The sequence below is a fragment of the Amycolatopsis albispora genome (genome assembly GCF_003312875.1).
GTDB lineage: Bacteria > Actinomycetota > Actinomycetes > Mycobacteriales > Pseudonocardiaceae > Amycolatopsis > Amycolatopsis albispora.
Window position 1 is genome coordinate 8,178,603 of record NZ_CP015163.1, and the last position, 24,386, is coordinate 8,202,988.

Annotated in this window: 20 protein-coding genes and 2 pseudogenes; 14 read left to right on the forward strand and 8 right to left on the reverse strand. The window is 70.7% G+C overall.

Features of this window, described 5'->3' with window-relative positions; translation table 11 throughout:
• Positions 1-92 precede the first annotated feature (92 nt).
• Complete coding sequence (locus A4R43_RS38580; RefSeq protein WP_113696609.1) at positions 93-578, forward strand: SgcJ/EcaC family oxidoreductase; 486 nt, start codon at positions 93-95, stop codon at positions 576-578.
• On the opposite strand, the gene A4R43_RS38585 is transcribed toward A4R43_RS38580, so the two are convergent.
• Both A4R43_RS38585 and A4R43_RS38590 read right to left on the reverse strand, forming a co-directional pair.
• Positions 560-2,269, reverse strand: a complete 1,710-nt coding sequence (locus tag A4R43_RS38585) for an FAD-dependent oxidoreductase (RefSeq protein ID WP_113696610.1) — start codon at positions 2,267-2,269, stop codon at positions 560-562. The two genes, A4R43_RS38580 and A4R43_RS38585, sit on opposite strands and share 19 nt — an antisense overlap.
• Positions 2,266-3,723: a flavin-containing monooxygenase gene (locus A4R43_RS38590; protein ID WP_113696611.1), complete on the reverse strand. Its 1,458-nt coding sequence runs from the start codon at positions 3,721-3,723 to the stop codon at positions 2,266-2,268. The genes A4R43_RS38585 and A4R43_RS38590 overlap by 4 nt, the downstream gene beginning before the upstream one ends.
• Positions 3,724-3,841: 118 nt before the next feature.
• Between A4R43_RS38590 and A4R43_RS38595 the strand changes: the two genes are divergently transcribed.
• The 3 genes and pseudogenes from A4R43_RS38595 (at position 3,842) to A4R43_RS38605 (ending at position 7,495) form a co-directional block, all read left to right on the forward strand.
• The gene (locus A4R43_RS38595) at positions 3,842-4,888 is read left to right on the forward strand and encodes an AraC family transcriptional regulator (RefSeq protein ID WP_113696612.1); all 1,047 of its coding nucleotides are present in this window, start codon (positions 3,842-3,844) and stop codon (positions 4,886-4,888) included.
• Between the two features lie 65 nt (positions 4,889-4,953).
• Positions 4,954-6,409, forward strand: a pseudogene (locus A4R43_RS38600) (carotenoid oxygenase family protein).
• 354 nt (positions 6,410-6,763) lie between these two features.
• Positions 6,764-7,495, forward strand: a complete 732-nt coding sequence (locus tag A4R43_RS38605) for a TetR/AcrR family transcriptional regulator (RefSeq protein ID WP_113696613.1) — start codon at positions 6,764-6,766, stop codon at positions 7,493-7,495.
• An 18-nt stretch (positions 7,496-7,513) separates the two neighbouring features.
• On the opposite strand, the gene A4R43_RS44310 is transcribed toward A4R43_RS38605, so the two are convergent.
• Complete coding sequence (locus A4R43_RS44310; protein WP_236808518.1) at positions 7,514-8,185, reverse strand: hypothetical protein; 672 nt, start codon at positions 8,183-8,185, stop codon at positions 7,514-7,516.
• Positions 8,186-8,320: 135 nt separating this feature from the next.
• Between A4R43_RS44310 and A4R43_RS38615 the strand changes: the two are divergent.
• The 5 genes and pseudogenes from A4R43_RS38615 (at position 8,321) to A4R43_RS38635 (ending at position 14,262) form a co-directional block, all read left to right on the forward strand.
• Positions 8,321-9,328 (forward strand): annotated as a pseudogene (locus A4R43_RS38615) (LacI family DNA-binding transcriptional regulator).
• Between the two features lie 113 nt (positions 9,329-9,441).
• Positions 9,442-10,809 carry an ABC transporter substrate-binding protein gene (locus A4R43_RS38620; protein ID WP_113696614.1) on the forward strand — a complete coding sequence of 456 codons (1,368 nt, stop codon included), beginning with the start codon at positions 9,442-9,444 and terminating at the stop codon, positions 10,807-10,809.
• Positions 10,806-11,693, forward strand: coding sequence for a carbohydrate ABC transporter permease (locus A4R43_RS38625; protein ID WP_113696615.1), 888 nt, complete (start codon positions 10,806-10,808; stop codon positions 11,691-11,693). The genes A4R43_RS38620 and A4R43_RS38625 overlap by 4 nt, the downstream gene beginning before the upstream one ends.
• Positions 11,690-12,577: a carbohydrate ABC transporter permease gene (locus A4R43_RS38630; protein WP_113696616.1), complete on the forward strand. Its 888-nt coding sequence runs from the start codon at positions 11,690-11,692 to the stop codon at positions 12,575-12,577. The genes A4R43_RS38625 and A4R43_RS38630 overlap by 4 nt, the downstream gene beginning before the upstream one ends.
• 65 nt (positions 12,578-12,642) lie before the next feature.
• The gene (locus A4R43_RS38635; RefSeq protein WP_113696617.1) at positions 12,643-14,262 is read left to right on the forward strand and encodes a glycoside hydrolase family 13 protein; all 1,620 of its coding nucleotides are present in this window, start codon (positions 12,643-12,645) and stop codon (positions 14,260-14,262) included.
• 87 nt (positions 14,263-14,349) lie between these two features.
• On the opposite strand, the gene A4R43_RS38640 is transcribed toward A4R43_RS38635, so the two are convergent.
• Complete coding sequence (locus A4R43_RS38640) at positions 14,350-16,200, reverse strand: VanW family protein (RefSeq protein ID WP_113696618.1); 1,851 nt, start codon at positions 16,198-16,200, stop codon at positions 14,350-14,352.
• 120 nt (positions 16,201-16,320) lie between these two features.
• Here A4R43_RS38640 and A4R43_RS38645 point away from each other — a divergent pair, with 120 nt between their 5' ends.
• A complete protein-coding gene (locus A4R43_RS38645) occupies positions 16,321-17,325 on the forward strand; it encodes a PHP domain-containing protein (protein ID WP_113698166.1) in 1,005 nt (334 codons plus the stop codon).
• A gap of 203 nt (positions 17,326-17,528) precedes the next feature.
• Here A4R43_RS38645 and A4R43_RS38650 read toward each other — a convergent pair whose 3' ends face one another.
• From A4R43_RS38650 to A4R43_RS38660, 3 genes are all read right to left on the reverse strand, one after another.
• Positions 17,529-18,119 (reverse strand): TetR/AcrR family transcriptional regulator, encoded by a 591-nt coding sequence (locus A4R43_RS38650; protein WP_113696619.1) that lies wholly within the window; start codon positions 18,117-18,119, stop codon positions 17,529-17,531.
• A gap of 68 nt (positions 18,120-18,187) precedes the next feature.
• Positions 18,188-19,357 (reverse strand): saccharopine dehydrogenase family protein, encoded by a 1,170-nt coding sequence (locus A4R43_RS38655; RefSeq protein ID WP_113696620.1) that lies wholly within the window; start codon positions 19,355-19,357, stop codon positions 18,188-18,190.
• Between the two features lie 10 nt (positions 19,358-19,367).
• The gene (locus tag A4R43_RS38660; protein ID WP_113696621.1) at positions 19,368-20,072 is read right to left on the reverse strand and encodes a TetR/AcrR family transcriptional regulator; all 705 of its coding nucleotides are present in this window, start codon (positions 20,070-20,072) and stop codon (positions 19,368-19,370) included.
• A gap of 72 nt (positions 20,073-20,144) precedes the next feature.
• Between A4R43_RS38660 and A4R43_RS38665 the strand changes: the two genes are divergently transcribed.
• The gene (locus tag A4R43_RS38665) at positions 20,145-20,960 is read left to right on the forward strand and encodes an SDR family NAD(P)-dependent oxidoreductase (protein WP_113696622.1); all 816 of its coding nucleotides are present in this window, start codon (positions 20,145-20,147) and stop codon (positions 20,958-20,960) included.
• A gap of 4 nt (positions 20,961-20,964) precedes the next feature.
• Here A4R43_RS38665 and A4R43_RS38670 read toward each other — a convergent pair whose 3' ends face one another.
• The gene (locus A4R43_RS38670; RefSeq protein WP_113696623.1) at positions 20,965-21,207 is read right to left on the reverse strand and encodes a hypothetical protein; all 243 of its coding nucleotides are present in this window, start codon (positions 21,205-21,207) and stop codon (positions 20,965-20,967) included.
• Positions 21,208-21,463: 256 nt separating this feature from the next.
• Here A4R43_RS38670 and A4R43_RS38675 point away from each other — a divergent pair, with 256 nt between their 5' ends.
• From A4R43_RS38675 to A4R43_RS38685, 3 genes are read left to right on the forward strand one after another with little or no spacing between them, the layout of a single operon-like run.
• On the forward strand, positions 21,464-22,336 hold the full coding sequence (locus A4R43_RS38675) for a fumarylacetoacetate hydrolase family protein (protein ID WP_113696624.1): 873 nt from the start codon (positions 21,464-21,466) through the stop codon (positions 22,334-22,336).
• The gene (locus A4R43_RS38680; RefSeq protein ID WP_113696625.1) at positions 22,336-23,634 is read left to right on the forward strand and encodes an enolase C-terminal domain-like protein; all 1,299 of its coding nucleotides are present in this window, start codon (positions 22,336-22,338) and stop codon (positions 23,632-23,634) included. The genes A4R43_RS38675 and A4R43_RS38680 overlap by 1 nt, the downstream gene beginning before the upstream one ends.
• A complete protein-coding gene (locus A4R43_RS38685) occupies positions 23,631-24,371 on the forward strand; it encodes an SDR family NAD(P)-dependent oxidoreductase (RefSeq protein WP_113696626.1) in 741 nt (246 codons plus the stop codon). The genes A4R43_RS38680 and A4R43_RS38685 overlap by 4 nt, the downstream gene beginning before the upstream one ends.
• Positions 24,372-24,386: the final 15 nt, after the last annotated feature.

The following is a 24,386-nucleotide window of genomic DNA, read 5'->3' on the forward strand; positions in this document are numbered from 1 at the left end:
GCGAGCGGATTTTGCCGGTTTGCACCCCGTCGGGCTCATAGGTAGCGTTGGTACATGTAGCGACGCTACTTATCAAATCCGCAGGAGGAATCATGGGGAAGCGACGATTCGGCTGGGTGGCGGCCGCGGTGGGCGTGCTGCTGATCACGGCCGTGCCCGCCACCGCGGTCGAGGACCACCGGCCCGGCGACCAGGCGGCCTTCGACCGGCTGCACGACGCGCAGGCCAAGGCCTGGGCCGAAGAGGACGGCGCCGCCTTCGCGGCCACGTACACCGAGAACGGCGACGTCGTCACCTTCAACGGCGACCACCTGCACGGTCGCGAGGGCATCGCGCGCGGCATGCAGCACTACTTCGACAACTACATCGACGGCAGCCGGCTCAAGCGGCTGACCGAGCAGGTCCGCTACCTCGACCGGAACACCGCGCTGATCATCCGCACGTCCTGCCTGACCCAGGGCGACGTGTCCGACTGCCGCCCGGACTCGCGGTCTACCAACACCAACCTGCTCGTCCGGCGGCACGGCCAGTGGCTGCAGGAGTCCTTCCAGAACACCCGCTACTTCGAGATCCCCTGATCAGCTGACGACCAGACGGGCCGGATGGGCAGGCGCAGCGCCGCGGGCGCACTCGGCGGCACGACCGGGTGCGCCGGCGGCACCGGCGCCAGCCGCCGGTAGGCCGAGCCGAGCGGCGGCCGCGGGTCCTCCTCGCCCTTGTTCGGCCAGAACGACAGCGCGCGCTCGGACTGCGCGGTGATGGTCAGCGACGGGTTCACCCCGAGGTTCGCCGTGATCGTCGAGCCGTCCACCACGTGCAGGCCGGGATAGCCGTAGAGCCGCTGGTACGGGTCGACCACCCCGCTCGCGCTCGAATCGCCGATCGCGCAGCCGCCGATGAAGTGCCCGGTGATCGGGATGTTCGCCAGCTCGGTGATCGACCCCTGCGGCAGCCCGCCGATCTTCTCGGCGACCCGGCGCGTGACCTCGTTGCCGACCGGGATCCACTCCGGACTGGGCTGCCCGTCACCCTGCCGGGTGGTCATCCGCCGCCCGAACAGGCCACGCTTCGTGTACGTGGTCACCGAGTTGTCCAGGTTCTGCATCACCAGCAGGCCGATCATCCGCTCCGACCACCGGCGCGGGTTGTGCAGCTTGTGCAGGTGCCGCCGCTGCCGGACCAGCTCGCGCAGGCCGAGCACCCAGCGCCGCTTCCCGGGCTCGGCGTCGACCAGCACGGTGGTGAGCAGGCCCATGAAGTTGCTGCCCTTGCCGTAGCGCACCGGTTCGACGTGCGTGTCCTCGTCCGGGTGAATCGACGAGGTGATCGCCACCCCGCGGGTGAAGTCGGTGTCGTCGCGCAGCGAGCGCGCGGCGAGCACGGCTTCGGAGTTCGTGCGCGCCAGGTAGCCGAGCCGAGCCGAGATCCCCGGCAGCGAACCCCGGTCCCGCAGCCGGTGCAGGAGACGCTGCGTGCCCAGCGCGGCCGCGGCGAAGATCACCTGATCGGCGTAGAAGGTGCGCCGCCGGAAACCGCCGGTTCGCACGGTCTTCACCGCGTACCCGCCACCGGGCCGCGGGCGCACGTCCACCACCGTGCTGCGCTCGTGCACCTGCGCGCCAGCCTTTTCCGCGAGGTACAAGTAGTTCTTGACCAGGGTGTTCTTCGCGCCGTGACGGCAACCGGTCATGCATTCGCCGCAGTGGCTGCACCCGCGCCGCGCCGGGCCCGCGCCGCCGAAGAACGGGTCGGGCACCTCCTCGCCGGCGCGTTCGCCGAAGAACACGCCGACCGGGGTGCGCCGGTAGGTGTGCTCGATGCCCAGGTCCGCGGCGACCTCGCGCAGCACACGATCCGCCGGGGTGGTCGCCGGGTTCTCGGTCACCCCGAGCATGCGCTTGGCCTGGTCGTAGTGCGGCGCCAGCTCGGCCTTCCAGTCGGTGATGTGCGCCCACTGCGGATCGGCGAAGAACTTGTCCGGCGGTTCGTAGAGGGTGTTCGCGTAGACCAGCGAGCCGCCGCCGACCCCGGTGCCGCTCATCACGAAGGTGTTCTTCAGCAGGGTGAGCCGCTGGATGCCGAAGCAGCCGAGCCGCGGTGCCCACAGGTACTTCCGCAGCCGCCACGAGGTCTTCGCGAACTCGTCGTCGGCGAACCGGCGCCCTGCCTCGAGCACGCCGACGCGGTAGCCCTTCTCGGTCAGCCGCAGCGCGGACACGCTCCCGCCGAAGCCGGAGCCGATCACCAGCACGTCGTAGTGGTCGGTCATCGCGCACCCACCGTCCTGAACTCGGAAAGCCGCAGCCGCCGCGTCCGGAGGTGGTACTCCGAGACCAGGCCGGGCCAGTTGGTGGAGACCCGGCCGTCGGCCTGCCGGTACCAGCTCGTGCAGCCGGTCCACACGCTGTCCGCCAGCCGCGCCTGGATCTCCTCGTCGTACTTGCGCTCCACCTCCGGCAGGACGTCCAGATAGGACACCGAAGGCCGCGACAGGTGCTCGACGGCCTGGCGGATGTACCGCGCCTGCCGCTCCAGCATGTAGATGATCGAACCGGCGCCGAGATTGGTGTTCGGGCCGTACATCCAGAACAGGTTCGGGAAGCCCGGCACGGTCATGCCCAGGTGCGCGCGGGCGCCCTTGGCCCAGACCTCGGCCAGGTCCCGCCCGCCGAGCCCGCGCACCTTGAGCGGGCCGAGGAAGTCCAGCGCGGCGAACCCGGTGCCGTAGATCAGCACGTCGGCCCGGTGCTCCACGCTGTCCTGGGTGAGCACGCCGCCCGGGGTGATCTCGGTGATCGGCGTGGTCTCGACCTCGACGTTCGGCGACGCCAGCGCGGGCAGGTAGTCGTTGGTGAACAGGATCCGCTTGCAGCCCATCGGGTAACGCGGCGTGATCCGCTCCCGCAGCTCGGGATCCTTGATGTGCCGCCGCCGCAGCTGCTCGGTCCGCAGTTCGAACGGCTTGGTCAGCGCGCCGTGCCCGGTCATCGCGAAGGTGGCGTACTCGGCGAGCAGCCAGATCCGCAGCCTGCCGAGCAGCTGGGTGACCGGCAGGTGCCGGAACAGGAAGCGGTGCCAGCGCCGGTAGACGGTGTCGTTCTTGGCCATGATGTACGGCGGCGTCCGCTGGAACACGGTGACCTTCCCGGCGACCTTCCGGATCTCCGGCACGAACTGGATCGCGCTGGCGCCGGTGCCGATCACCGCGACGCGCTTGCCGGTCAGGTCGGCGTCGTGGTCCCAGCGCGCGGAGTGGAAGGAGGGCCCGGCGAAGCTGTCCTGGCCAGGGATGTCCGGCATGGCGGGCTGGGAAAGCTGGCCGGTCGCGGGCACGAAGACGTTCGCCTCGAAGGTCTCGCCGGTGCTCGTCTCCACGGTCCACATGCCGCGTTCTTCGTCGAAGGACGCGCTGGTCACCTCGGTGCCGAAGCGGATGTGGCGGTCGACGCCGAACTCCGCGGCGACCCGCTTGAGGTAGGCGTGGATCTCGGCCTGTCCCGAATACCGCCGTGGCCAGTCGGGATTGGGCGCGTAGGAGAACGAGTAGAGCGGGGACGGGATGTCGCAGGCCGCGCCGGGGTAGGTGTTCTCGCGCCACACGCCGCCGAGCTCTTCCGCGCGCTCCAGCACGGTGAACTCGTGCAGCCCGGCCCGTTTCAGCTCGATGGCCAGTGCGATGCCGCCGAACCCGCTGCCGGCGATGAGAACGGACGCTGTGCTCATGCCTGACGAAGTTACGGCCCGGTGGCGCCACGGTGAAGTGCACGAACGGCCAGTCGATCGAGATTTCCGGCCACGGCGGGGTGGCGCCCGGCCACGCGCCCGATCGATAATTCCGGCCATGGTGGAGTTCGCCGCGCCCGCGGTGCGCGACTGGGACTTTCCGCGGAGCACCGCGAGCGTGCTGCTGATGTCCGCCTTCGCCGCCGAGCACGGGAACCCCGGCGTGCTGGCGGGCACGTCGCTCACCCCGGCCCAGATCCGCGATCCCGAACTGCAGATCGACGCGCGCCAGGAGCTGACCGTGGTGCGCAACCTGCTGGCCGGGCTCGCCCCCGGGCACGACCCGGACGCCGCGGCGATCGCGCTCGGCGGCCGGTACCACGTGACCACCTTCGGCATCTTCGGCTTCGCCTGCATCAGCAGCCCGACCCTGGCCGACACGATGGCCTTCGCGCTGCGTTACCTGGACCTGAGCTTCACCTTCTCCATCCCGCACGTGGCCGTCGACGGCGGGGAGATCCGCCTGGTGCTGCACGACGAACTGATCCCGGCCGACGTCGCGCGCTTCCTGGTGCTGCGCGACCTGTCCGCGATCTACACCGTGCTGGGCGAGCTGCTGCCGCCGATCACCTTGCGGCGACTCCAGTTCCGCTTTGCTGAACCGTCTACTGTGGACGTGTACCGCGAGGTGTTCGGGGTGCGGCCCGCGTTCGGCTGCCCGGTCAACCTGGTCGCGCTCGACGCCGCCTACTTGGACCAGCCGCTGCCGCAGGCGAACGCGCACACGGTGGCCATCTGCGAGGCGCAGTGCCGCGAACTGGTCACCCGGCGCCGCGCGCGCACCGGGATCTCGCACCAGGTCAGGGAACGGCTGGTCCGGCTCGGCGGCGCCGACACCGGCATGGACGCCATCGCCCGCGACCTGGCGATGAGCCCGCGCACGCTGCGGCGGCGGCTCACCGAGGCGGGCACCAGCTATCGCGCGCTGGTCGACGAAGTCCGCGAAGCGCTCGCCGAGGAACTGCTGGCCACCGGCGCCCTTTCGGTCGAAGCGGTGGCCGTCCGGCTGGGCTACGCCGAGGCGTCCAGTTTCATCTACGCCTTCAAGCGCTGGAAGGGCGTCACCCCCGCGGCCTACGCGCGTTCACTCGGCCGTACCGGTTGAGCGGGTGGTCGGCCAGCCTCGGAAAACGTAGGGTTGGGGTTCGCCGTCCAGCCTGGGAGGCCGCCTTGACCAGCAGCCAGGACCAGCCGGTGATCGTGGCCGGTACCGACGAGCCCAATCCCTACCTGCTCGGCGTCTACGCGCCGGTGACCACCGAAATCGACAGCGGTGACCTGCAGGTCATCGGCCGCATCCCGCCCGACCTCAACGGGGTCTACCTGCGCAACGGCCCGAACCCGCGGTACCGCCCGGAAGGCCGCTACCACTGGTTCGACGGCGACGGCATGGTGCACGCGGTGCACCTGGAGAACGGCCGCGCCCGCTACCGCAACCGCTGGGTGCGAACCAAGGCCTTCGCCGCCGAATCCGAGGCGGGGCGTGCGTTGTGGACCGGGGTGATGGAGAGCCCGGAGGGCAACCCGTTCGGCAACCACCACGGGCTCGGCCTCAAGGACGCGGCCAACACCGACGTGATCTTCCACCGCGGCAAGGTGCTGGCCACCTGGTACCTGTGCGGCAGCCCGTACGGGATGGACCCGCTCTCGCTGGAAACCCTTGGCGCGGAAGACTTCCTGGGCACGCTGGTGGGCGACATGATGGCCCATCCCAAAGTGGACGAGCACACCGGCGAGCTGTTCTGGTTCGACTACGGGCCGACGCCGCCGTACCTGCGCTACGGCGTGGTCGGCGCGGACGGGCGGGTGGCGCACACCACCGAGGTCACGCTGCCGGGGCCGCGGCTGCCGCACGACATGGCGATCACCGCCAACCACGCGGTGCTGATGGACCTGCCGCTGCTGCAGGACGCCGAAGCCGCCCGGCACGGCCGTCACAAGCTGGTTTTCGATCGCTCGCTGCCCGCGCGGTTCGGGGTGCTGCCGCGCTACGGCACCGGCGATCAGGTGCGCTGGTTCGAGGCGTCGCCCTGCTACATCTACCACGTGGTCAACTCGTGGGAGGCGGGCGAGGAGATCGTGCTCGACGTCTGCCGGGTGAGCCGTCCGCAGCCGCGCGCCGACGCGCGCACACCGCTGGCGAAGATGCTGTCCTACCTGCGGCTCGACGCGCAGCTGTACCGCTACCGGTTTAACCTGCGCACCGGCGCGGTCGCCGAGTCGCCGATGGACGACGCGAACACCGAGTTCCCCAGCGTGGACGCGCGCAAGGTCGGCAGGCTCAGCCGCTACGCCTACCACGTGAGCATCTCGCCGGAGTCCACGCTGCTGTTCGACGGCCTGGTCCGCTACGACAACGCGACCGGGATCAAGGCCGAGCACCGCTTCGGCCCCGGCCGCTGGGGCAGCGAGGCGCCGTTCGCCCCGCGTGACGGCGCCACCGTGGAGGGCGACGGCTACCTGGTCACGTTCGTTGCAGGACGAACGCGAGGGACTGTCCGAATTGGACATCTTCGACGCGGGTGATCTCGCCGCCGGTCCGGTGGCCAGAGTCCTGCTGCCGCAACGGGTTCCGCTGGGCTTCCACGCCACCTGGGTGCGCGCTGATCAACTGGGTTTCAACTGAGGGGAACCGGGATGGCGGACGCGGCGTCGATACTGGTGCACATCGCGCGGAAGCCGGTGTGCGACCGGTCGACGACGCGGCGTCCGCGATCCGCGACGCTCTTACCCGGGGGGAGAGCGTAGTGGAGGGCGTCGCGCCGTTGCCGGCGGTGAGCGTTCCGTGAGCGGCCAACTGCACAACGAAACAGGTTGTTGATACTCGCCCAATCCGGCATGATCCACTCGACGATTACCGGGCGATCGTGATTGGACGGGCATCGGAAGATGATCACCGAATGTCTCGCTGAGCAGGCAAAACAACAACATTTGACACTCTGCCAAGCATGGTCATCCGATGAGCATTAAGCTTCCTGGAATGGCTGGAGCCCCAGAGAGTCCCTCGCCGCTGCCGGGGCAGCAGCGGCCACGGTCCCGGTTCGCGGCCGGCCTGCCCGCGGTGACCGCGGAGCGGATCGTCGACGCGGCGCTGCGGCTGACCGTGGAGCGCGGTCTCGACAGCTGGACCCTGCGGCAGCTGGCTTCGGCGGTGGAGGCGTACCCGGCGGTGATCTACCACCACGTCGGTGACCGGGAGTCCGTGGTGCGCGCGGTGATCGAGCGGGTGGGGGCGGAGATCCCGCTGCCCGACGCCGGGCTGCACTGGCGTGACTTCTACTGGCAGTTGCTGGCCGACCTGCGCGTGGTGCTGCGCCGGTACCCGGGCGTGGCCAGGCGGTTCTCGCTGTACGGTCCGCTGATCCCGTCGATCAAGCCGCTGATCGATCGCGGGGTGCGGGTGCTGCAGCGCGACGGTTTCGGTGAGGAGAGCGTCACCGCGTACAACCTGCTGCTCGGCACGGCGGCCGCGCTGGTGTCCAAGGAGGACGATCACTTCGCGCAGCCGCTGATCAAGCCGGACAGCCCCGAGGTCTACGCCGAGGCACGCGACACCGAGGACCAGCCGGGGCTGGCGGCGCTGGGGCGGAACGTCTACGAACGGGTGAAGGACCCGGAGCGGCTGGCCGCGCACTTCACCGAGTTCTACGAGTACTCGGTGCAAGTCGCCATCGACGGCTTGGAGCGGCGGCTGACCCGGATTCACCCGTAACGGTGTGGTGGTAGAGGTTCAGCCGTTCGGCCCAGGGCGTTCGCGGGGCTCCTCGCGGCGGTCTTCGCGGGGGAAGTAGCCGTCGGGCGGGCCCGCGTGGTGGCGGCGGGGGCCGTCGCCGAACTCGCGGGCCATGCCGGGCCTGCCGTCGCGGGGGCCGTCGTGGTCGAAGGCCGCGATCAGCCCGGCCACGCCGCCGCCGACCAGCACCCCGGCCAGGCCGACCGCGACCAGCCCGGTGGCCCGATGTCGGACGAAGCGCCGGAAGCGCCCGGGCGCCGGTTGCGGCGGGGGCCCATGGCCGGGCGGCGGTGCCTGGTGGGCTGCTGCCGGTGGGACTGCCGCGCCAGGTACGGCGGCGGCTTGCGGCGCCTCGGACTGGAACGCGGCGGTCTGGTCCGCACCCGCCTGCGCGGCGCCCGGCTGCGAGGTGCCCGCGTGTGTGGCGCCTGCCTGCTCCGGGCCCGGCTGAGCTGCGCCTGCCTGCGCGGCGGCAGCTGGCTCCGTGGCGCCCGGCCGCGTCGTACCTGCCTGCGCGGCGGCACCCGCCTGTGCGGTGCCTGGCTGCGCGGGCTCCGCGGCGTCCGGTCGCGCCCCGCTTGCGTGCTCAGCACCGGCCTGCGCGCCAGGCTGCTCGACCGTGGGCTGCTCCCCGCCCGGCTCCGGTGGCTGGTTGTGTTTCTCGGTCATCGTGGGCTCCCCTGGTGGACAGCGGGTCCTCCCGCTGCCGTCGAGCATGGACGCGGTTCCTGTGGCGGCCCTGATGTGAAGCTGTTCATCAGCTGTGTGCGGGTACTTGCATCCGCCTGTCCCATAATTGCGGTCATGAAACGTCGGATCGCGGAAGTCGCGAAGCAGGTGGGGGTCAGCGAGGCCACGGTGAGCCGGGTCCTCAACGGCAGGCCGGGGGTCGCCGAGAGCACGAGGACCGCCGTGCTCACCGCGCTCGACGTGCTCGGGTACGAACGGCCGACCCAGCTGCGCGGCGAACGGGCCCGCCTGGTCGGCCTGGTCCTGCCCGAGCTGCAGAACCCGATCTTCCCGGCACTGGCCGAGGTGATGGGCAACGCGCTCGCCCAGCAGGGCTTCACCCCGGTCCTCTGCACGCGCACCGCGGGCGGCGTCTCCGAAGCGGACTACGTCGACCTCCTGCTCCAGCAGCAGGTCTCCGGCGTCGCCTTCGCGGGCGGGCAGTACGCCCAGGCCGACGCCGTGCACACCCACTACCACCGCCTCGTCGAGCGCGGCCTGCCCACCATCCTGCTCAACGCCGCCATCGGTGAGCTCGGCATGCCGTAGGTCTCCTGCGACGACGCGATGGCCGTCGAGCAGGCGATGGGTCACCTGCTCTCCCTCGGCCACGAGCGCATCGGCCTGCTGCTCGGCCCGGCCGACCACGTACCTTCACGCCGCAAGCTCGAGGCGTTCCGCAACTGCCTGCTCGCCGCCGAGCTGGACACCGAACCGGAGGCCGTCGCGCACGGCATGTTCTCGCTGGAGGGCGGGCACGCCGGCGCGGTCAGGCTGCTCGACCGCGGGGTCACCGCGATCCTGTGCGCGAGCGACCCGCTCGCGCTCGGCGCCATCCGGGCCGCGCGGCGGCACGGGCTGGTGGTGCCGCGCGACATCTCGATCGTCGGCTACGACGACTCCGCCCTGATGCAGTGCGTGGACCCGCCGCTGACCACCATCCGCCAGCCGATCGAGGCGATGGGCCGCGCGGTGGTGGAACTGCTGGTCAAGCAGATCAACGGGGGCGAGGTGCCCGCCGAAGAACTGCTGTTCGCCCCCGAGCTCGTCGTGCGCAGCTCGACCGGGAGGGTGCCGGGCTGATCACTCGACGTAAGCCTGTCTCATAATTCCAAATCTCTGTCAGCTTCTTGCACAACGGGGCCTCACACTTTAGAGTGACTGCCGTCACAAGAGCTGGCCGAGAAGAGGCGTCCATGAAGAGTCCGCGCTCCCGCAGAGTCCTGGTTTCCCTTGCCGCGATCGGGCTGCTGGCCGCCGTGCCGGCCTGCTCGGGTGGATCGGGGGAGGAGCGCTCGGCCGACGGCAAGATCAAGGTCACGGTCAACGGCCAGCCACCGCAGACGCAGGCCTTCGAGCGGATGATCTTCGACCAGGACGTCGCCGAGTTCGAGGCCGCGCACCCCGACATCGACCTCGAACCGCACGAGGGCTTCATGGAGGTCGAGTCGTTCTCCGCGAAGCTGGCGGGCGGGCAGCTCGAGGACGTCTACTACGTCTACTTCACCGACCCGGCGCAGATCATCGCCCGCCGCCAGGCCGCCGACATCACCGAGGCGGTCAAGGAACTGCCGCATGTCGACAAGCTGCAGCCGCAGCTGCTGGACGTGTTCCGCGACGGCAGCGGCAAGCTCTACGGCCTGCCGACCGCCAACTACTCGATGGGCCTGGTCTACAGCCGCCCGCTGTTCGCCAAGGCCGGGCTCGACCCGGACAACCCGCCGCGGACCTGGGCCGAGGTGCGCGCCGCCGCGGACAAGATCGCCGCGCTCGGCAACGGCGTGGTCGGGTACGCCGACTTCAGCAAGGGCAACCAGGGCGGCTGGCACCTGACCGCCTGGCTCAACTCGCTCGGCGGCCAGATCGCCCGCAAGGAGGGTGACGGCTGGAAGGCCGACTTCAACAACGACCTCGGCCGCACCGCGCTCGACCACCTCAAGCAGATGCGCTGGACCGACGACTCGATGGGCAGCAAGCAGCTGCTCCAGGACGCCGACGTGCAGCGCATGATGGGCTCCGGCCAGCTCGGCATGTACCTGGCCGCGCCGGACAACATCCCGACGCTGGTCAAGCAGTTCAACGGCAAGTACTCCGACTACGGACTGGCGCCGGTGCCCGAGGGCAAGGGCACGCTGATCGGCGGCGAGGGCTACATGGTCAATCCGAAGGCGTCGCCGGAGAAGATCAAGGCCGGGCTGACCTGGATCCAGTGGAAGTACCTCAACCCCGACCGGTTCGACTCGTTCACCAAGCGCTACGCCGACGCGAACCAGCCGGTTGGCCTGCCCGCGGTGCCGAACCCGGACATCTGGACCGGCGCCCTGCGTGATCAGCAGGAAGCGGTGAAGGCGAAGTACGCCAACGTGCCCGCCCAGAACTACGCCACCTACCTCAATGCCAGCACCACGATCAAGGGCCACCTCGAACCGCCGAGCGCGCAGCAGGTCTACGCCACGCTCGACACGGTGATGCAGGCGGTGCTGACCGATCCGGCCGCCGATCCCGGGGCCCTGCTCAGCGCCGCGGAGGCGAAGGTCAACGCCACCCTTGCCCAGGTCAGGTGAGCGTCTCGGCCAGGCGGCGCCGCAGGCTCGCCGAGAACGTCACGGCCTACGGCCTGCTCAGCGCCGCCCTGGTCGTCTTCGCGTTGTTCTCGTGGTACCCGATCGTGCGCGGCGTGGTGCTCAGCTTCCAGCAGGTGAACTTCGTCTCCGACCCGGAGTGGGTCGGGTTCGACAACTTCGAGCTGCTCTTCGCCGATCCGCTGTTCGGCGTGGCGTGGCGCAACACCCTGCTGTTCACCGGGCTGGCGCTGGTCTTCGGCTTCGCCATCCCGTTCGTCACCGCGGTCCTGCTCAACGAGCTGCGGCACGCGCGGGCCTACTTCCGGCTGGTGGTGTACCTGCCGGTGATGCTGCCGCCGGTGGTCACCGCGCTGCTGTGGAAGTGGTTCTACGACCCGGGGCCCGGCCTGTTCAACGAGGGCCTGCGCGCGGCCGGGCTGCCCGACCTGGCCTGGCTCGACTCCAGCGACACCGCGATGCTCTCGCTGGTCCTGGTCTCGACCTGGGCGAACATGGGCAGCACCACGCTGATCTACCTGGCCGCGCTGCAGACCATTCCCGGTGACCTGTACGAGGCCGCCGAGCTGGACGGCGCCGGGATCTGGCGGCGGCTGTGGCACGTCACCGTGCCGCAGACCCGGTTCGTGCTGCTGGTGCTGCTCCTGCTCCAGGTGGTGGCGACCATGCAGGTGTTCACCGAGCCGTTCGTGATGACCGGCGGCGGGCCCGACGACTCCACGGTCACCGTGCTCCTGCTGCTCTACCGGTACGCGTTCGTCTACAACGACTTCGGTTCGGCCAGCGCGCTGAGCCTGCTGCTGTTCGTCGCGCTCGGGGTGTTCTCGGCCGCGTACGTCCGGCTCACGAAGAGGAGTGCGGAATGAAGGGCGCACCCGGACCGCGCACGCTGGTCTCGCCTTCGCAGCTGCGCAGCACGCGCGGCCGGATCGTCTACTGGGTGGTCTTCTCGCTGGTGCTTCTCGCGTTCACGCTGGCGTTCCTGTTCCCGCTGTACTGGGCGGTGACCGGGGCGATGAAGTCACCCGACGAACTGGCCCGCATCCCGCCGACGCTGGTGCCCGAGCAGTGGCAGCCGGAAACCTTCGCGCAGGCATGGAACGAACTGGACCTGGGTAAGTACTTCCTGAACACGATCGTGGTCGCGGGCGGGGCGTGGCTCCTGCAGCTCGCGGTGGCCGTGCCCGCCGCGTTCGCGTTGTCGAAACTGCGTCCCGTGCTGGGTGGGGCGGTGCTCGGGCTGATGCTGGCCACGCTGATGCTCCCGGCGTCGGCGCTGCTGGTGCCGACCTACCTGACCGTGTCCGACGTGCCGCTGCTCGGGGTCAACCTGCTCAGCACGCCGGCCGCGATCTGGCTGCCCGCGGCGGCCAGCGCGTTCAACATCTACCTGCTCAAGCGGTTCTTCGACCAGATCCCGGACGAGCTGATCGAGGCGGCCACCATCGACGGCGCCGGCCCGGTGCGCATCCTGCTCCGCATCGTGCTGCCGATCTCGCGCCCGGTGCTCGCGGTGGTGTCGATCTTTGCCGTGGTCGCCGCCTGGAAGGACTTCATCTGGCCGCTGCTGGTGCTGCAGGACCCCGGCACGCAGACGTTGTCCGTGCTGCTGCAGCGGGTCGCGCCGGACCTCCGGCTGGACCTGCTGGTCGCCGGGCTGGTGCTGGCCAGCCTGCCGATGGTGGGGCTGTTCCTGGTGTTCCAGAAGCAGATCCTCGCCGGACTGACCGCGGGCAGCCTCAAGGGCTGACCCGCACCGACACCGTGTTGTCTGCACGGGGGACGACCCCCGAACCACATCGGAAAGGTGCTGCAGTGAGCGAATCCCCCCGGAGTCCGCAGTGGTGGCGTCAGGCCGCGATCTACCAGGTCTACCTGCGGAGCTTCGCCGACGGTGACGGTGACGGCATCGGCGACCTCGCCGGGGTGCGGTCCCGGCTGAGCTATCTCGCCGACCTCGGCGTGGACGCCATCTGGTTCACCCCGTGGTACCCGTCCCCGATGGACGACGGCGGGTACGACGTCGCCGACTTCCGCGACATCGAGCCGACCTTCGGCACGCTGGCCGACGCCGAGCAGGTGCTCGCCGAAGCCCGCGCGCTCGGGCTCAAGGTGATCATCGACATCGTGCCGAACCACTGCTCGGACACGCACCGGTGGTTCAGCGCCGCGCTCGAGGCCGGGCCGGGCTCGCCGGAACGCGAACGGTTCTGGTTTCGCGACGGCCGCGGTCCCGACGGCGCCGAACCGCCGAACAACTGGCGTTCGCGCTTCGGCGGTTCGGCGTGGACCCGGGTGGTCGAACCTGATGGTTCACCCGGTCAGTGGTACCTGCACCTGTACAGCTCGCGGCAGCCGGACCTGAACTGGGAGAGCCAGGAGGTGCGTGCCGAGTTCGAGGACATCCTGCGGTTCTGGTTCGACCGCGGGGTCGACGGTTTCCGCATCGACGTGGCCGACGGCCTGGTCAAGGACCCCGCGCTGCCGGACGTCGAACCCGGCGACGAGACCCCGTTCTCCGACCAGGAGGGCGTGCACGAGATCTACCGCGCCTGGCGGCGGATCGCGCGGAGCTACCCGGCCGAGCGGCTGCTGGTGGGGGAGATGTGGCTGCCGGACCTGCGGCGGTCGGCGCGCTACCTGCGGGAAGACGAGATGCACGCCGCGTTCAACTTCGACTTCCTGGTCTGCCCGTGGGACGTGGCCCGCTTCCGCGAGGTGATCGACCGGACGCTGGAGTCACACGACGAGGTCGGCGCGCCGCCGTCCTGGGTGCTGTCCAATCACGACGTCACCCGTCCGGTGACCCGGTACGGCCGATCGGGCGACACCGGGTTCAGCTTCGCCGACCGCCTGCACGGCACCCCGGTGGACCGCGAACTCGGCACCCGGCGCGCGCGTGCGGCCGCGTTGCTGGCGATGGCCCTGCCCGGCGGGGTCTACCTGTACCAGGGCGAGGAACTGGGGTTGTGGGAGATCGAGGACATCCCCGGTGAGCTGCGGCAGGACCCGGTGTGGGAGCGCAGCGACCACGCCGACCCCGGCCGCGACGGCTGCCGCGTGCCGATGCCGTGGTCCGGGGCCGCGCCGCCGTTCGGGTTCAGCCCGGACAACGCGGAGAAAGAACCGTGGCTGCCGCAGCCGGCGGAATGGGCTTCGCACACGGCGTCCGCGCAGGCGGCGGATCCGGGCTCGGTGTTGTCGCTGTACCGGTCGGGGCTGCGGCTGCGGAAACAGGCACAGGGCGAGTTGCGGTGGCTGGACCAGCCGCCGGGCGTGCTCGCGTTCCGGCGTGGCACGTTCGCCTGCCTGCTCAACTTCTCGGCGGAGCCGGTCGCGCTGCCGGAGCACCGGGAGGTGCTGCTGACCAGCGCGCCGCTCGCGGACGGGCAGCTGCCCACGGACACCGCCGCCTGGCTGCGCCTGCCCGCCTGAATTCACCCGGTCGAGGGGGTGCCAACGTCACGAATGTGGCTTTCGAGACGTTATTCGTCCCGAAGGCCACATTCGTGACACCCGGGGTCAGGTGCCGGGGCAGACGATCTTGGGCTGCGGGTTGTACCGGACGTTCCGCGGCTCCCGCTTCACCTCGCGCCCGGTGGCCGCGTCACGCAGGACCCGCGTGTCGCTGACCGTGAAGCCCTGCGCACCCGCGCTCGGCTGGCAGTTCTCCGCCGGGCCCTGCTTCTCCTGCGGCTCGGTGAAGCTGTGCCGCTCACCCGGCACCGACTCCACGTTGTACCGCTTGGTGCCCCACAGCTTCACCGTGATCGACGACGGGGTCCACACGGTCTGGATGGCCACACCGGTCTCGCTGTCGTTGGTGAACTTCAGGTCGATCACGCTGCCGCCGCTGTGGTTCTGGAACACCGTCGCCTCGCGGGCCGGCGGGTAGCGGCTGATGTAGTAGCTGTGCTCCTTGTGCCCCGCGTCCTTCATGCCCGCGAAGTAGTACGCGTTGTACAGCGTGGTGGCGAACTGCGAAATGCCGCCGCCGACCTCGCGGCCCGGCGCGCCGTCGGAGATCACGCCCGCCTCGACGTAACCCTGCGCCTTCGTGCGCGGGCCGGTGAACCCGTTGAGGCTGAACGTGTCGCCCGGCTTGACGATGGCGCCGTTGACCTTGTCGGCCACCACCCGGATGTTCACGCCGGAATCCGCCGCGAAGCCCTTGGTGGTGAACTCGCCGATCACCTCTTTGATGCCGAGCTTGTTCGCCTCTTCGGTGGTGACCTTGGCCGGCTTGTTCTCGTAGACCGCCTTCACCTCGCGCACCTGGGGCTGCTTGAGCACCTCGGGCAGCGGCACCAGCGTCGGCTCCCAGTTGATCTTCTTGCCGTCCTCGGACGGGTGCACGGTCGGCTTGCCGCCCTCGAAGACGATCTCCGCGTCGCGCCCCTCCTTCTCGGTGGAGGCGAGCTGCGGACCGGCGGCCTCGGCGAACTTGCCGTTGTCGATCTTCGGTACCAGCGCGCCGTCCTCGGCCACCTCGAAGGTGATCACCTTGCCGATGTCCTCCGGCGGGACCTTCGCGTCCTTGCCCTCGCCCTTGACCGTCACCGGCCCGGACACCGCGGGCTTGGCGAACTGCTCCAGCGCCGCGCGCACGCTCTCCGGCGTGGACTTCACCGGGGTCAGCCCCACCGGCAGCTCCAGCACCTGGCCCGACGCCCACTGCGACAGCAGCAGCTGCGACGCGGCCGGCACGTCGAGCGCCTGGCCCGGCTTCGGGTCCACCGGCACCGGCGTCGCGCCGTCGAAGGTGATCGTGCCCTCGGCGGGCCCGCGGTCGACCTGGGCCCGCAGCCCGTCCATCGCGGTGGCCAGGGTGGCCTGGTCGGCGTTGGTGGCCAGCCCGGTCTCACGGGTGGTGAAGAAGGAGGCGATCCGCGCGAACGGGTTCAGCGGCTGCTCACCGGCGCGGTCCAGGGTGGCGGGCCAGTCCAGGATCAGCCCGGTCTCGCGCGGGTCGAGCGTGTGCTCGACGTCGCCGGCCCGGACCCGCACCGGCTGGTTCAGCCGCGGTTCGAGCTGCTGGCGCAGCTCCTGCTCGGCGTTCTCCCGGCTCATGCCGCCGACGTCGACCCCGGCCACGGTCACGCCACGCGGCACGTCACCGGAGTTGATCAGCAGGTCGGCACCGTAGAGCACCACGAACGCGCCGAGCACGGCCCCGGCGATCAGCCCGCCGCGCTTGAGCTTGCGCTTGCGGTCGTCACCGGCGTCCGGCTCCTCCGGGGGGATGGGGTGCACGAACGCGGTCTGCGTGCCGAAGGCGTCGGTCTGCTCGGGATCGGTGAGCTGGCCGGAGACCGCGGGGAACACGTCGGTCTCCTCGGTCCGGGAACCGGGCCACTGACTGTCTTGCGGCAAGACTTCGCTCCTGTTCGCGATGGCGCCGTCGGAAACTGGGCGTCCACCACAAGATACGTGGCTGCACCGTGGTGACTTCGCCTCACCCTGGTGTGGGAGGTGATCCGGCAGAATCAGCGCATGGAACCTGCCAGGGCACTGCGTGACATCGCCTACGAACTGGAGAAGCGCGGGGAGCCCACCTACCGGGTCCGCGCCTTCCGCAACGCGGCCTCGGTGGTGGCCAAGCTCACCCCGGAACGGCTCGCCGAGCTGGCGCGCACCGGCAGGCTGACCGCGCTCAAGGGCATCGGCACCGCGACCGCGTCGGTGATCGAGGACGTCCTGGCCGGGAACGTGCCCGAGTACCTGCGCAAGGTCGAGGCGGAGGAGGCGCCCGAGCTGCCGGACGGTGGTGCGCTGCTGCCCGCGCTGCGCGGGGACTGCCACACGCATTCGGACTGGTCGGACGGCGGCAGCCCGATCGCCGAGATGGCCGAGGCGGCCAGGGCGCTCGGCCACGAATGGATGGTGCTCACCGACCACTCACCGCGGCTGCGGGTGGCGAACGGGCTGTCCGCGGAACGGCTGAGCCAGCAGCTGGTGGTGGTGGCCGAGCTGAACCGGGAACTGGCGCCGTTCCGCGTGCTCACCGGCATCGAGGTGGACATCCTGCTCGACGGCGCGCTCGACCAGGACGAGGACCTGCTGTGGGAGCTGGACTTCGTGGTCGCCAGCGTGCACTCGGAGCTGCGCATGCCGCGCCAGGAGATGACCGCCCGCATGCTCGCGGCGGTGGCGAACCCGCGGGTCAACGTGCTCGGGCACTGCACCGGGCGCAAGGTGGCCGGCCGCAACCGGCCCGAGTCGGAGTTCGACGCGGAGAAGGTGTTCGAGGCCTGCCGTGACAACGGTGTCGCGATCGAGATCAACTCGCGCGTGGACCGGCTGGATCCGCCGAAACGCCTGCTCAAGCAGGCTGTCGAGGTCGGCTGCGAGTTCGCGATCGACAGCGACGCCCACGCGCCGGGGCAGCTGGCGTGGAAGGCGTACGGCTGCGCGCGGGCACTGGAGTGCGGGGTCGGCATCGAGCAGGTGATCAACACGCGCACCGCCGACGACCTGCTGGCCTGGCGGGGGTATTGAACTGCCACGCCTTCGGCGCGACCTCTGGGATGGTGAGGGCGAAGGGGGCCTAGCGGCGGTATTGAATTGCCGCGCCTTCGGCGCGGCGCAGAGGTCGCTTTTGAGCCGGTCGTTGGAGGACAGAATCCGAGCCCGCTGGGGCGGTCTCGAATTCCGCCCTCCAACGACCGGCGCGACCTCTGGGATGGTGGGCGCGAAGGGGGCTACCGTCGCCCGGCGAACATTCGCATCACCTCGGTCAGCACGCCGACCGGGATGCTCGGATCGATGGCGCGCTGCACGCCGAGCCCGATGCCCAGGCTGAGCAGCGCGGTCGCGCAGTCCTCGGCCGGCATGGGCAGCTTGATGCCGTACTGCTCGGTGTGCGTGGTCAGCACGCCGGTGATGGTGTCGCGGATGGCCTTGTCGCGGATCGCCAGCTCGTCACGCAGGCGCGGGTCGCGGCGCACGTTGGTGGCGAACTCCACCTCCAGCGCGGTCCACGCCTGGTCGCCGATGCTGCGCTCGGCCCAGCGCTGGAAGGCGTCGAACAACGCGTCCAGCTCGGTCACGCCGTCGAGCGAGGCGGCCAGCTGCTCGGCCTGCTCGGCGTGGATCGCGTCGAGCACGGCCAGGCACAGCTCGTCCTTGTTGCGGAAGTTCGAATAGACCGCGCCCTTGGAGTACCCGGCTTCGTCGGCCACCTTCTCCAAGGAGGTCGCCGTGTACCCCTCGCGCAGGAACAGGTCTTTCGCGCCGGCGATCAGCTGCTCGCGGGTGCGGGCCTGGCTTTCCGCGCGGGTGAGTCGGGGCATGGCCTCAGCCTAGGTGTTCGCCGTGGCGCGGACCGGGATTTCGGAATTCGACCCGGCCGGCTACCGGATCAGTTGCGCACCACCCGGAACACGATCCCCGCGTCGACCAGCCGCTTCACCAGCGCGTCGCCCATCGCCACGGCCGTCGTGAGCTGGCCGGACACCGCGGGCAGGTCGTCCAGTGCCAGGCACATCGCCGATTCGCCGAGCATCTTCGCGGTCTCGTCGTAACCGGGGTCGCCGCCCGCCACCTCGGTGACCACCCGGCGGCCACCGCCGGAGCCGTGGAAGCGGACCTTGAACCACGACCGCGCCCGCTTCTCCTCGTCGGGCCCGCTGCCCGGGTTGACCAGCTTGATCAGCGCCCGGCGCGTCGGCGGCACCTGCGCGAGCGCGAACACCGCGCCCAGCCCGGCCGCCCCGGCGGCCACCGTCGGCAGCCGCTTCACCGACATGAACTGGCGGTAGGTGAAGTCCGGCCCGTACTCGTCCAGCTCGGCCGCCGACCGGGCGACGATCCGCGGGTCGATGGTCGGCATCGGCACCGCCCACCGGCCGGTTTCCGCGTCGCGGTGCGGGACGCCGAGCACGGTGCGAGCGCGCCTGCTGGTCGGCCCGCCCTCGGTTTTGGCGCGCTGCTTGGCGATCTGCGTCATTTCGAACAACCGGGAGAACACCGTGATCGCGGAGGCGAAGGTGCCGCCGGAGAACATCGCCCCGGCCCGGACGTACCCGCTCAGCTCGATCTTCGAGTCACGCGGCAGCTTCTGCACGGTGTACAGCGCGCCGAGGTCGTAGGGGATCGAGTCGAACCCGCACGCGTGCACCAGCCGCGCGCCGGTTTCCCTGGCTCGCCGGTCGTACCGCAGGTACATGCGGTCGACGAACTCCGGCTCCCCGGTCAGGTCGGCGTAGGCGGTGCCGTGCTCGGCACACGCGGCGACCAGCGGCTCGCCGTACTCCAGGTAGGGCCCGACCGTGGTGGCGACCACGCGGCTGGCGGCGGCCACCGCGGCCAGCGACTCCGCGTCACCGATGTCGGCGTGCAGCAACGGCGTGTCCGCCCAGCGCGGATCGATCGCGGCGAGCTTGCCGCGCACCGACTCCAGCTTCGCGCGGTTGCGCCCGGCCAGCGCGAGGCGGAAGCCCGGCGGCGCGTGGCGCGCCAGGTACTCGGCGGTCAGCGCCCCGGTGAAGCCGGTGGCGCCGAACAGGGTCACGTCGTGCCGGCGGTCCATCGGAACCCTTTCAGTCGTGTTCGGACAGCAGTCGCAGGGTCCGCTCGCTGACCACGACCGGCCGGTCGGGGTCGAGCACGATGCCCTCGGTGCGCAGCGCGCCGTCGATCGCGCTCCACAGCAGCACGGTGAGGTACTCGGTCAGGCTCTCGCGGCTCATCGTGCGGCGTTCCAGCCACCACTCGGTGGCGGCTTCGACCGCACCGACGATGCCGTGCGCCCACACCTCGGCGCCACCGCTGTCCGCCTTCCGTGCGCGCAGTTCGTCGGTGAAGATGGTGGCGATCACCGCGGCGAGCACCTTCTTGTCCTCGGCCACCGGGTCGGCGCCGTCGCCGAGTTCGAGCCGCCGCCGTGAGCCGAGGAAGCGGAACACCTGCGGGTGCTCGTCGACCAGCCCCAGATAGGCCTCCAGCGCCTGCCGCACCCGCCGGTGGATCGGCGCGGGCTCGGTCAGCGCGGGTTCGAGCCGCTCCCACAGCATGCGCGAGGTGCGGTCCACGATCGCGTTGAACAGCTCGGCCTTGTCCGCGAAGTGCCGGTACAGCCGGGGTTTCGACACACCGGCCGCCGCGGCGATCTCGGCCATGCCCACCCGCGGCCCGTGCTCGGCCAGCGCGGCGAAGGCGGCGTCGACGAACTCCGCGCGCCGGGCCACGCGGTGCGCGCGCCAGCGCTCCGACCGGCCGTCGACCCGGTTGACACCCTCCGGCATGCCTTGGATAGTACTTCAGGTAACAGGTACCGGCAGTATCCGATAACCGCCTCCGGCGAGAAGGAGCACGTCATGCGCCAGTTCGCGGGCAAGGTCGCGGTGATCACCGGTGCGGGCTCGGGCATCGGCCGCGCCCTCGCGCTGAACCTGGCCGCCCGCGGGGCCCGCCTCGCGGTGTCCGATGTGGACACGGCACGCGCGGCGGAAACGGCGGCGCTGTGCGAAAAGGCCGGTGCCGAGGCGCGGTCCTACGTGCTCGACGTGGCCGACCGCCAGGCCGTGCTCGAGCACGCCGACGCGGTGCGCGGCGACTTCGGCCGGGTCAACCTGGTGGTGAACAACGCGGGCGTGGCGCTGATGTCCGACTTCGCCACGATGAGCTGGGAGGACCTCGACTGGATCGTCGGGGTCAACTTCTGGGGCGTGGTCCACGGCAGCAAGGCGTTCCTGCCGCACCTGATCGAATCCGGCGACGGTCACCTGGTCAACATCTCCAGCGTGTTCGGCCTGATCGCGGTGCCGACGCAGTCGGCGTACAACGCCACGAAGTTCGCCGTGCGCGGGGTGACCGAGGCGCTGCGCCAGGAAATGCGCCTCGCCGGGCACCCGGTCGGCGTGAGCTGCGTGCACCCTGGCGGCATCAAGACCAACATCGCCCGTGACGCCCGTGGGGTGCCCGACGACGACCCCGAGGGGGCCGCGAAGCGGTTCGACCGCATCGCGGGCACCACCCCGGAGTCGGCCGCGCGCACCATCGTCCGCGGGGTGCAGCGCGACCAGGCGAAAATCCTGGTCGGCCCGGACGCCTACCTGCTCGACGCCCTGCCCCGCGTGCTGGGCTCGGCCTACCAGCGCCTCGTCAGCGCGGTGGCCAAGCGCGCGCTCTGAGCCCTCAGCGCGGGTGGTTGACCCACAGTTCCCAGCGCGGCGGGTTGCCCATCCAGAAACAGCGGAAGGTCAGCCCCGGCTTGCTGAACTGCAGGTGCCGCCCGGCCTGCTGGCAGGACAACTCGTTGGGATGGGTGGAATCCCAGTTCGATGGGCTCATCGGTGCGTGCACCGGTGGTGCCTGCCCGGCACCGGCCGCCGGCGCGGTCGCGAACAGTCCGGCCACCACCAGTGCGGTGGCGCTCAATCTCCACAAGGTGTTCTTCATCCGGCTTACCCCCAGTCGGTTGGACGGCCGAAACTAGCCCGTTTGTCCCGTTCGGGCCACCGGTTTGCCGGAATGCGGGCTTGTCCGCGCTCCTCGCCGCGTGCTGGAGTTGAGGTGCCCTCAGCGTCACTCGCCGACTGATCCGATCAATATCCGGGTTTGTGCGGTCTTCCTCTAGATCTGACCCGTCGTCGTGCGGTATACATCGGATGTCTGCTCGAGGAAGGAAATGCCTGTGCAGCTGCTGCGCCTCGGTGAGCCCGGAGCCGAACGGCCCTTCGCCCGTACGGCGAATTCCGCGAATTCGGCGGAGGGTGTTCTGCACGACCTGAGCCCGCTCACCGCCGACATCGACGGCGCCTTCCTGGCGTCCGATGGCCTGGCCAGGGCCCGCGCCGCGGTCGAAGCCGGCGAACTGCCCACGGCCGCGGTCTCCGGGCAGCGGATCGGCCCGCCGATCGCGCGGCCCGGCAAGGTGGTCTGCGTCGGGCTGAACTACCGCCGTCACGCCGAGGAGACCGGCGCGCCGATCCCGGCGGAACCGGTGCTGTTCATGAAGGCGCCGGACGTGGTGGTCGGCCCGAACGACCCGGTGCTCATCCCGCGCGGCTCCACGGCCACCGACTGGGAGGTCGAACTCGGCGTGGTGATCGGCCGCACCGCGCGTTACCTGGACAGCCCGGCGGACGCGCTCGCGCACGTGGCCGGGTACGCGGTTTCGCACGACGTCACCGAACGCGCCTACCAGTTCGAGCGCGGCGGCACCTGGGACAAGGGCAAGTCGTGCGAGAACTTCAACCCGCTCGGGCCGTGGCTGGTGCCCGCCGACGAGGTGCCCGACCCGCAGGACCTGGCGCTTTCGCTGTCGGTCAACGGGGTGGTGCGGCAGCGGTCCACCACCAAGGACATGATCTTCACCGTCGCCGAGGTGGTGCACTACATCAGCCAGTTCATGGTGCTGCGCCCCGGCGACCTGATCAACACCGGCACGCCGGAGGGCGTCGCGCTCGGGCAGCCGGAGCCGAAGCCGTACCTGCGGACGGGTGACGTGGTCGAGCTGGGCATCGACGGGCTCGGCACCCAGCGCCAGGCCGTGGAGCCCGCCTGATGGCGCGGATCACCGGGATGGAAGTGCTGGACGTGCGGTTCCCCACCTCGCGGGAGCTGGACGGCTCGGACGCGATGAACCCGGATCCGGACTATTCGGCGGCCTACGTGGTGCTGCACACCGACGGCGGCCCCGACGGCTACGGCCTGACCTTCACCATCGGCCGCGGCAACGACGTGCAGGCCGCGGCCATCCAGTCGCTCGAAGGCCAGGTCGTCGGCAAGGCGGTGCCGGAGACCGCGAGCGAGCTGGCCGCGCTGTCGGCCGCGCTGGTCGGGGATTCGCAGCTGCGCTGGCTCGGCCCGGAGAAGGGCGTGGCGCACATGGCCGTCGGCGCGGTGGTCAACGCCGCCTGGGACCTGGCGGCCCGGCGCGCCGGGCGTCCACTGTGGAGGATGCTGGCGGAGCTGTCGCCGGAGGAGATCGCCGGGCTGGTCGACTACCGCTACCTCACCGACGCGCTCACCGAGCAGGAGGCGCTGGACCTGCTGGCCGACGCCGAACCCGGGCGGGCGCGGCGCACGGAACAGTTGCTGGCCAACGGATACCGCGCCTACACCACGTCGCCGGGCTGGCTCGGCTACTCCGACGCGAAGCTGGTCCGGCTGGCCAAGCAGGCGGTGGCCGACGGCTTCGACATGATCAAGCTCAAGGTCGGCGGGAACCTCGAGGACGACATCCGCCGGATGAAGCTGGCCAGGGCCGCCGTCGGCGACGACATCCGCATCGCGGTGGACGCCAACCAGCGCTGGGACGTCGACGCCGCGGTGCAGTGGATGGCCGCGCTGGCCCCGTTCGACCCGTACTGGATCGAGGAACCCACCTCGCCGGACGACGTGCTCGGGCACCAGGCCATCGCCGAGCGCATCGCGCCGATCCGGGTGGCCACCGGCGAGCACGTGCCGAACCGCGTGGTGTTCAAGCAACTGCTGCAGGCCAGGGCGATCTCGGTGCTGCAACTGGACGCGAGCCGGGTCGGCGGGGTCAACGAGAACGTGGCGATCCTGTTGCTGGCGGCCAAGTTCGGCGTGCCGGTCTGCCCGCACGCCGGCGGGGTCGGGCTGTGCGAGCTGGTCCGGCACCTGGCCATGTTCGACTTCGTCGCGGTCTCCGGCACCGAGGCGGACCGGTCCATCGAATGGGTGGACCACCTGCACGAGCACTTCACCGATCCGGCGAAGGTGCGCGCGGGACGCTACCTGGCGCCGCTGGAACCGGGCTTCTCCGCCCGGATGCACGACGCCACGCTCCGGCGGTTCCGCTTCCCGGACGGTCCTGAGTGGACGGAGGGCGGATGACGGACTTCGACGGACTGGTCGCGGTGGTGACCGGTGGTGCTTCGGGCATCGGCGCGGCGGTCGCGGCCACGCTGACCGCACGCGGGGCGAAGGTCGCGGTGCTCGACCTGAACCCCGGCGACGACGGTTTCCGTTGTGACGTCAGCGATGACGCCCAGGTGCGGGCCGCCATCGACGCGGTGGCCGAGCGGTACGGCGGCATCGACGTGGTGGTCAACAACGCCGGCATCGGCGCGCAGGGCGACGTCACCGCGAACGACGACGAGGAATGGCACCGGGTGCTCGACGTCAACGTGGTCGGCATGGCCAGGGTGAGCCGGGCCGCGCTGCCGCACCTGCGCCGGTCGTCCGCCGCGGCCATCGTCAACACCTGCTCCATCGCGGCCTGGCAGGGCCTGCCCAGCCGCGCGCTGTACTCGGCGAGCAAGGGCGCGGTGCTGGCGCTGACCCTGGCGATGGCCACCGATCACCTGCCCGACCGCATCCGGGTCAACTGCGTCTGCCCCGGCACCGCCGACACCCCGTGGGTGGGCAGGCTGCTCGACGCGGCGGCGGACCCGGCCGCCGAGCGCGCCGCGCTCGCCGCCCGCCAGCCGATGGGCAGGCTGGTCACCGCCGACGAGGTCGCGCACGCCGTCGCCTACCTGGCGAGCCCGGCGGCGGCCTCGACCACGGGCACGGCACTGGCCGTCGACGGCGGGATGTACGGACTGCGGCCGAGGGGCCCGGTCAACTGACTCAGCTCGGCTGGC

What these genes read in the sequence shown, in the direction of transcription:
- A4R43_RS38580 (WP_113696609.1), top strand. Translation starts at nt 93, where the DNA reads ATGGGGAAGCGACGATTCGGCTGGGTGGCGGCCGCGGTGGGCGTGCTG.
- A4R43_RS38585 (WP_113696610.1), bottom strand. Translation starts at nt 2,269, where the DNA reads ATGACCGACCACTACGACGTGCTGGTGATCGGCTCCGGCTTCGGCGGG.
- A4R43_RS38590 (WP_113696611.1), bottom strand. Translation starts at nt 3,723, where the DNA reads ATGAGCACAGCGTCCGTTCTCATCGCCGGCAGCGGGTTCGGCGGCATC.
- A4R43_RS38595 (WP_113696612.1), top strand. Translation starts at nt 3,842, where the DNA reads ATGGTGGAGTTCGCCGCGCCCGCGGTGCGCGACTGGGACTTTCCGCGG.
- A4R43_RS38605 (WP_113696613.1), top strand. Translation starts at nt 6,764, where the DNA reads ATGGCTGGAGCCCCAGAGAGTCCCTCGCCGCTGCCGGGGCAGCAGCGG.
- A4R43_RS44310 (WP_236808518.1), bottom strand. Translation starts at nt 8,185, where the DNA reads ATGACCGAGAAACACAACCAGCCACCGGAGCCGGGCGGGGAGCAGCCC.
- A4R43_RS38620 (WP_113696614.1), top strand. Translation starts at nt 9,442, where the DNA reads ATGAAGAGTCCGCGCTCCCGCAGAGTCCTGGTTTCCCTTGCCGCGATC.
- A4R43_RS38630 (WP_113696616.1), top strand. Translation starts at nt 11,690, where the DNA reads ATGAAGGGCGCACCCGGACCGCGCACGCTGGTCTCGCCTTCGCAGCTG.
- A4R43_RS38645 (WP_113698166.1), top strand. Translation starts at nt 16,321, where the DNA reads ATGGAACCTGCCAGGGCACTGCGTGACATCGCCTACGAACTGGAGAAG.
- A4R43_RS38650 (WP_113696619.1), bottom strand. Translation starts at nt 18,119, where the DNA reads ATGCCCCGACTCACCCGCGCGGAAAGCCAGGCCCGCACCCGCGAGCAG.
- A4R43_RS38655 (WP_113696620.1), bottom strand. Translation starts at nt 19,357, where the DNA reads ATGGACCGCCGGCACGACGTGACCCTGTTCGGCGCCACCGGCTTCACC.
- A4R43_RS38660 (WP_113696621.1), bottom strand. Translation starts at nt 20,072, where the DNA reads ATGCCGGAGGGTGTCAACCGGGTCGACGGCCGGTCGGAGCGCTGGCGC.
- A4R43_RS38665 (WP_113696622.1), top strand. Translation starts at nt 20,145, where the DNA reads ATGCGCCAGTTCGCGGGCAAGGTCGCGGTGATCACCGGTGCGGGCTCG.
- A4R43_RS38680 (WP_113696625.1), top strand. Translation starts at nt 22,336, where the DNA reads ATGGCGCGGATCACCGGGATGGAAGTGCTGGACGTGCGGTTCCCCACC.
- A4R43_RS38685 (WP_113696626.1), top strand. Translation starts at nt 23,631, where the DNA reads ATGACGGACTTCGACGGACTGGTCGCGGTGGTGACCGGTGGTGCTTCG.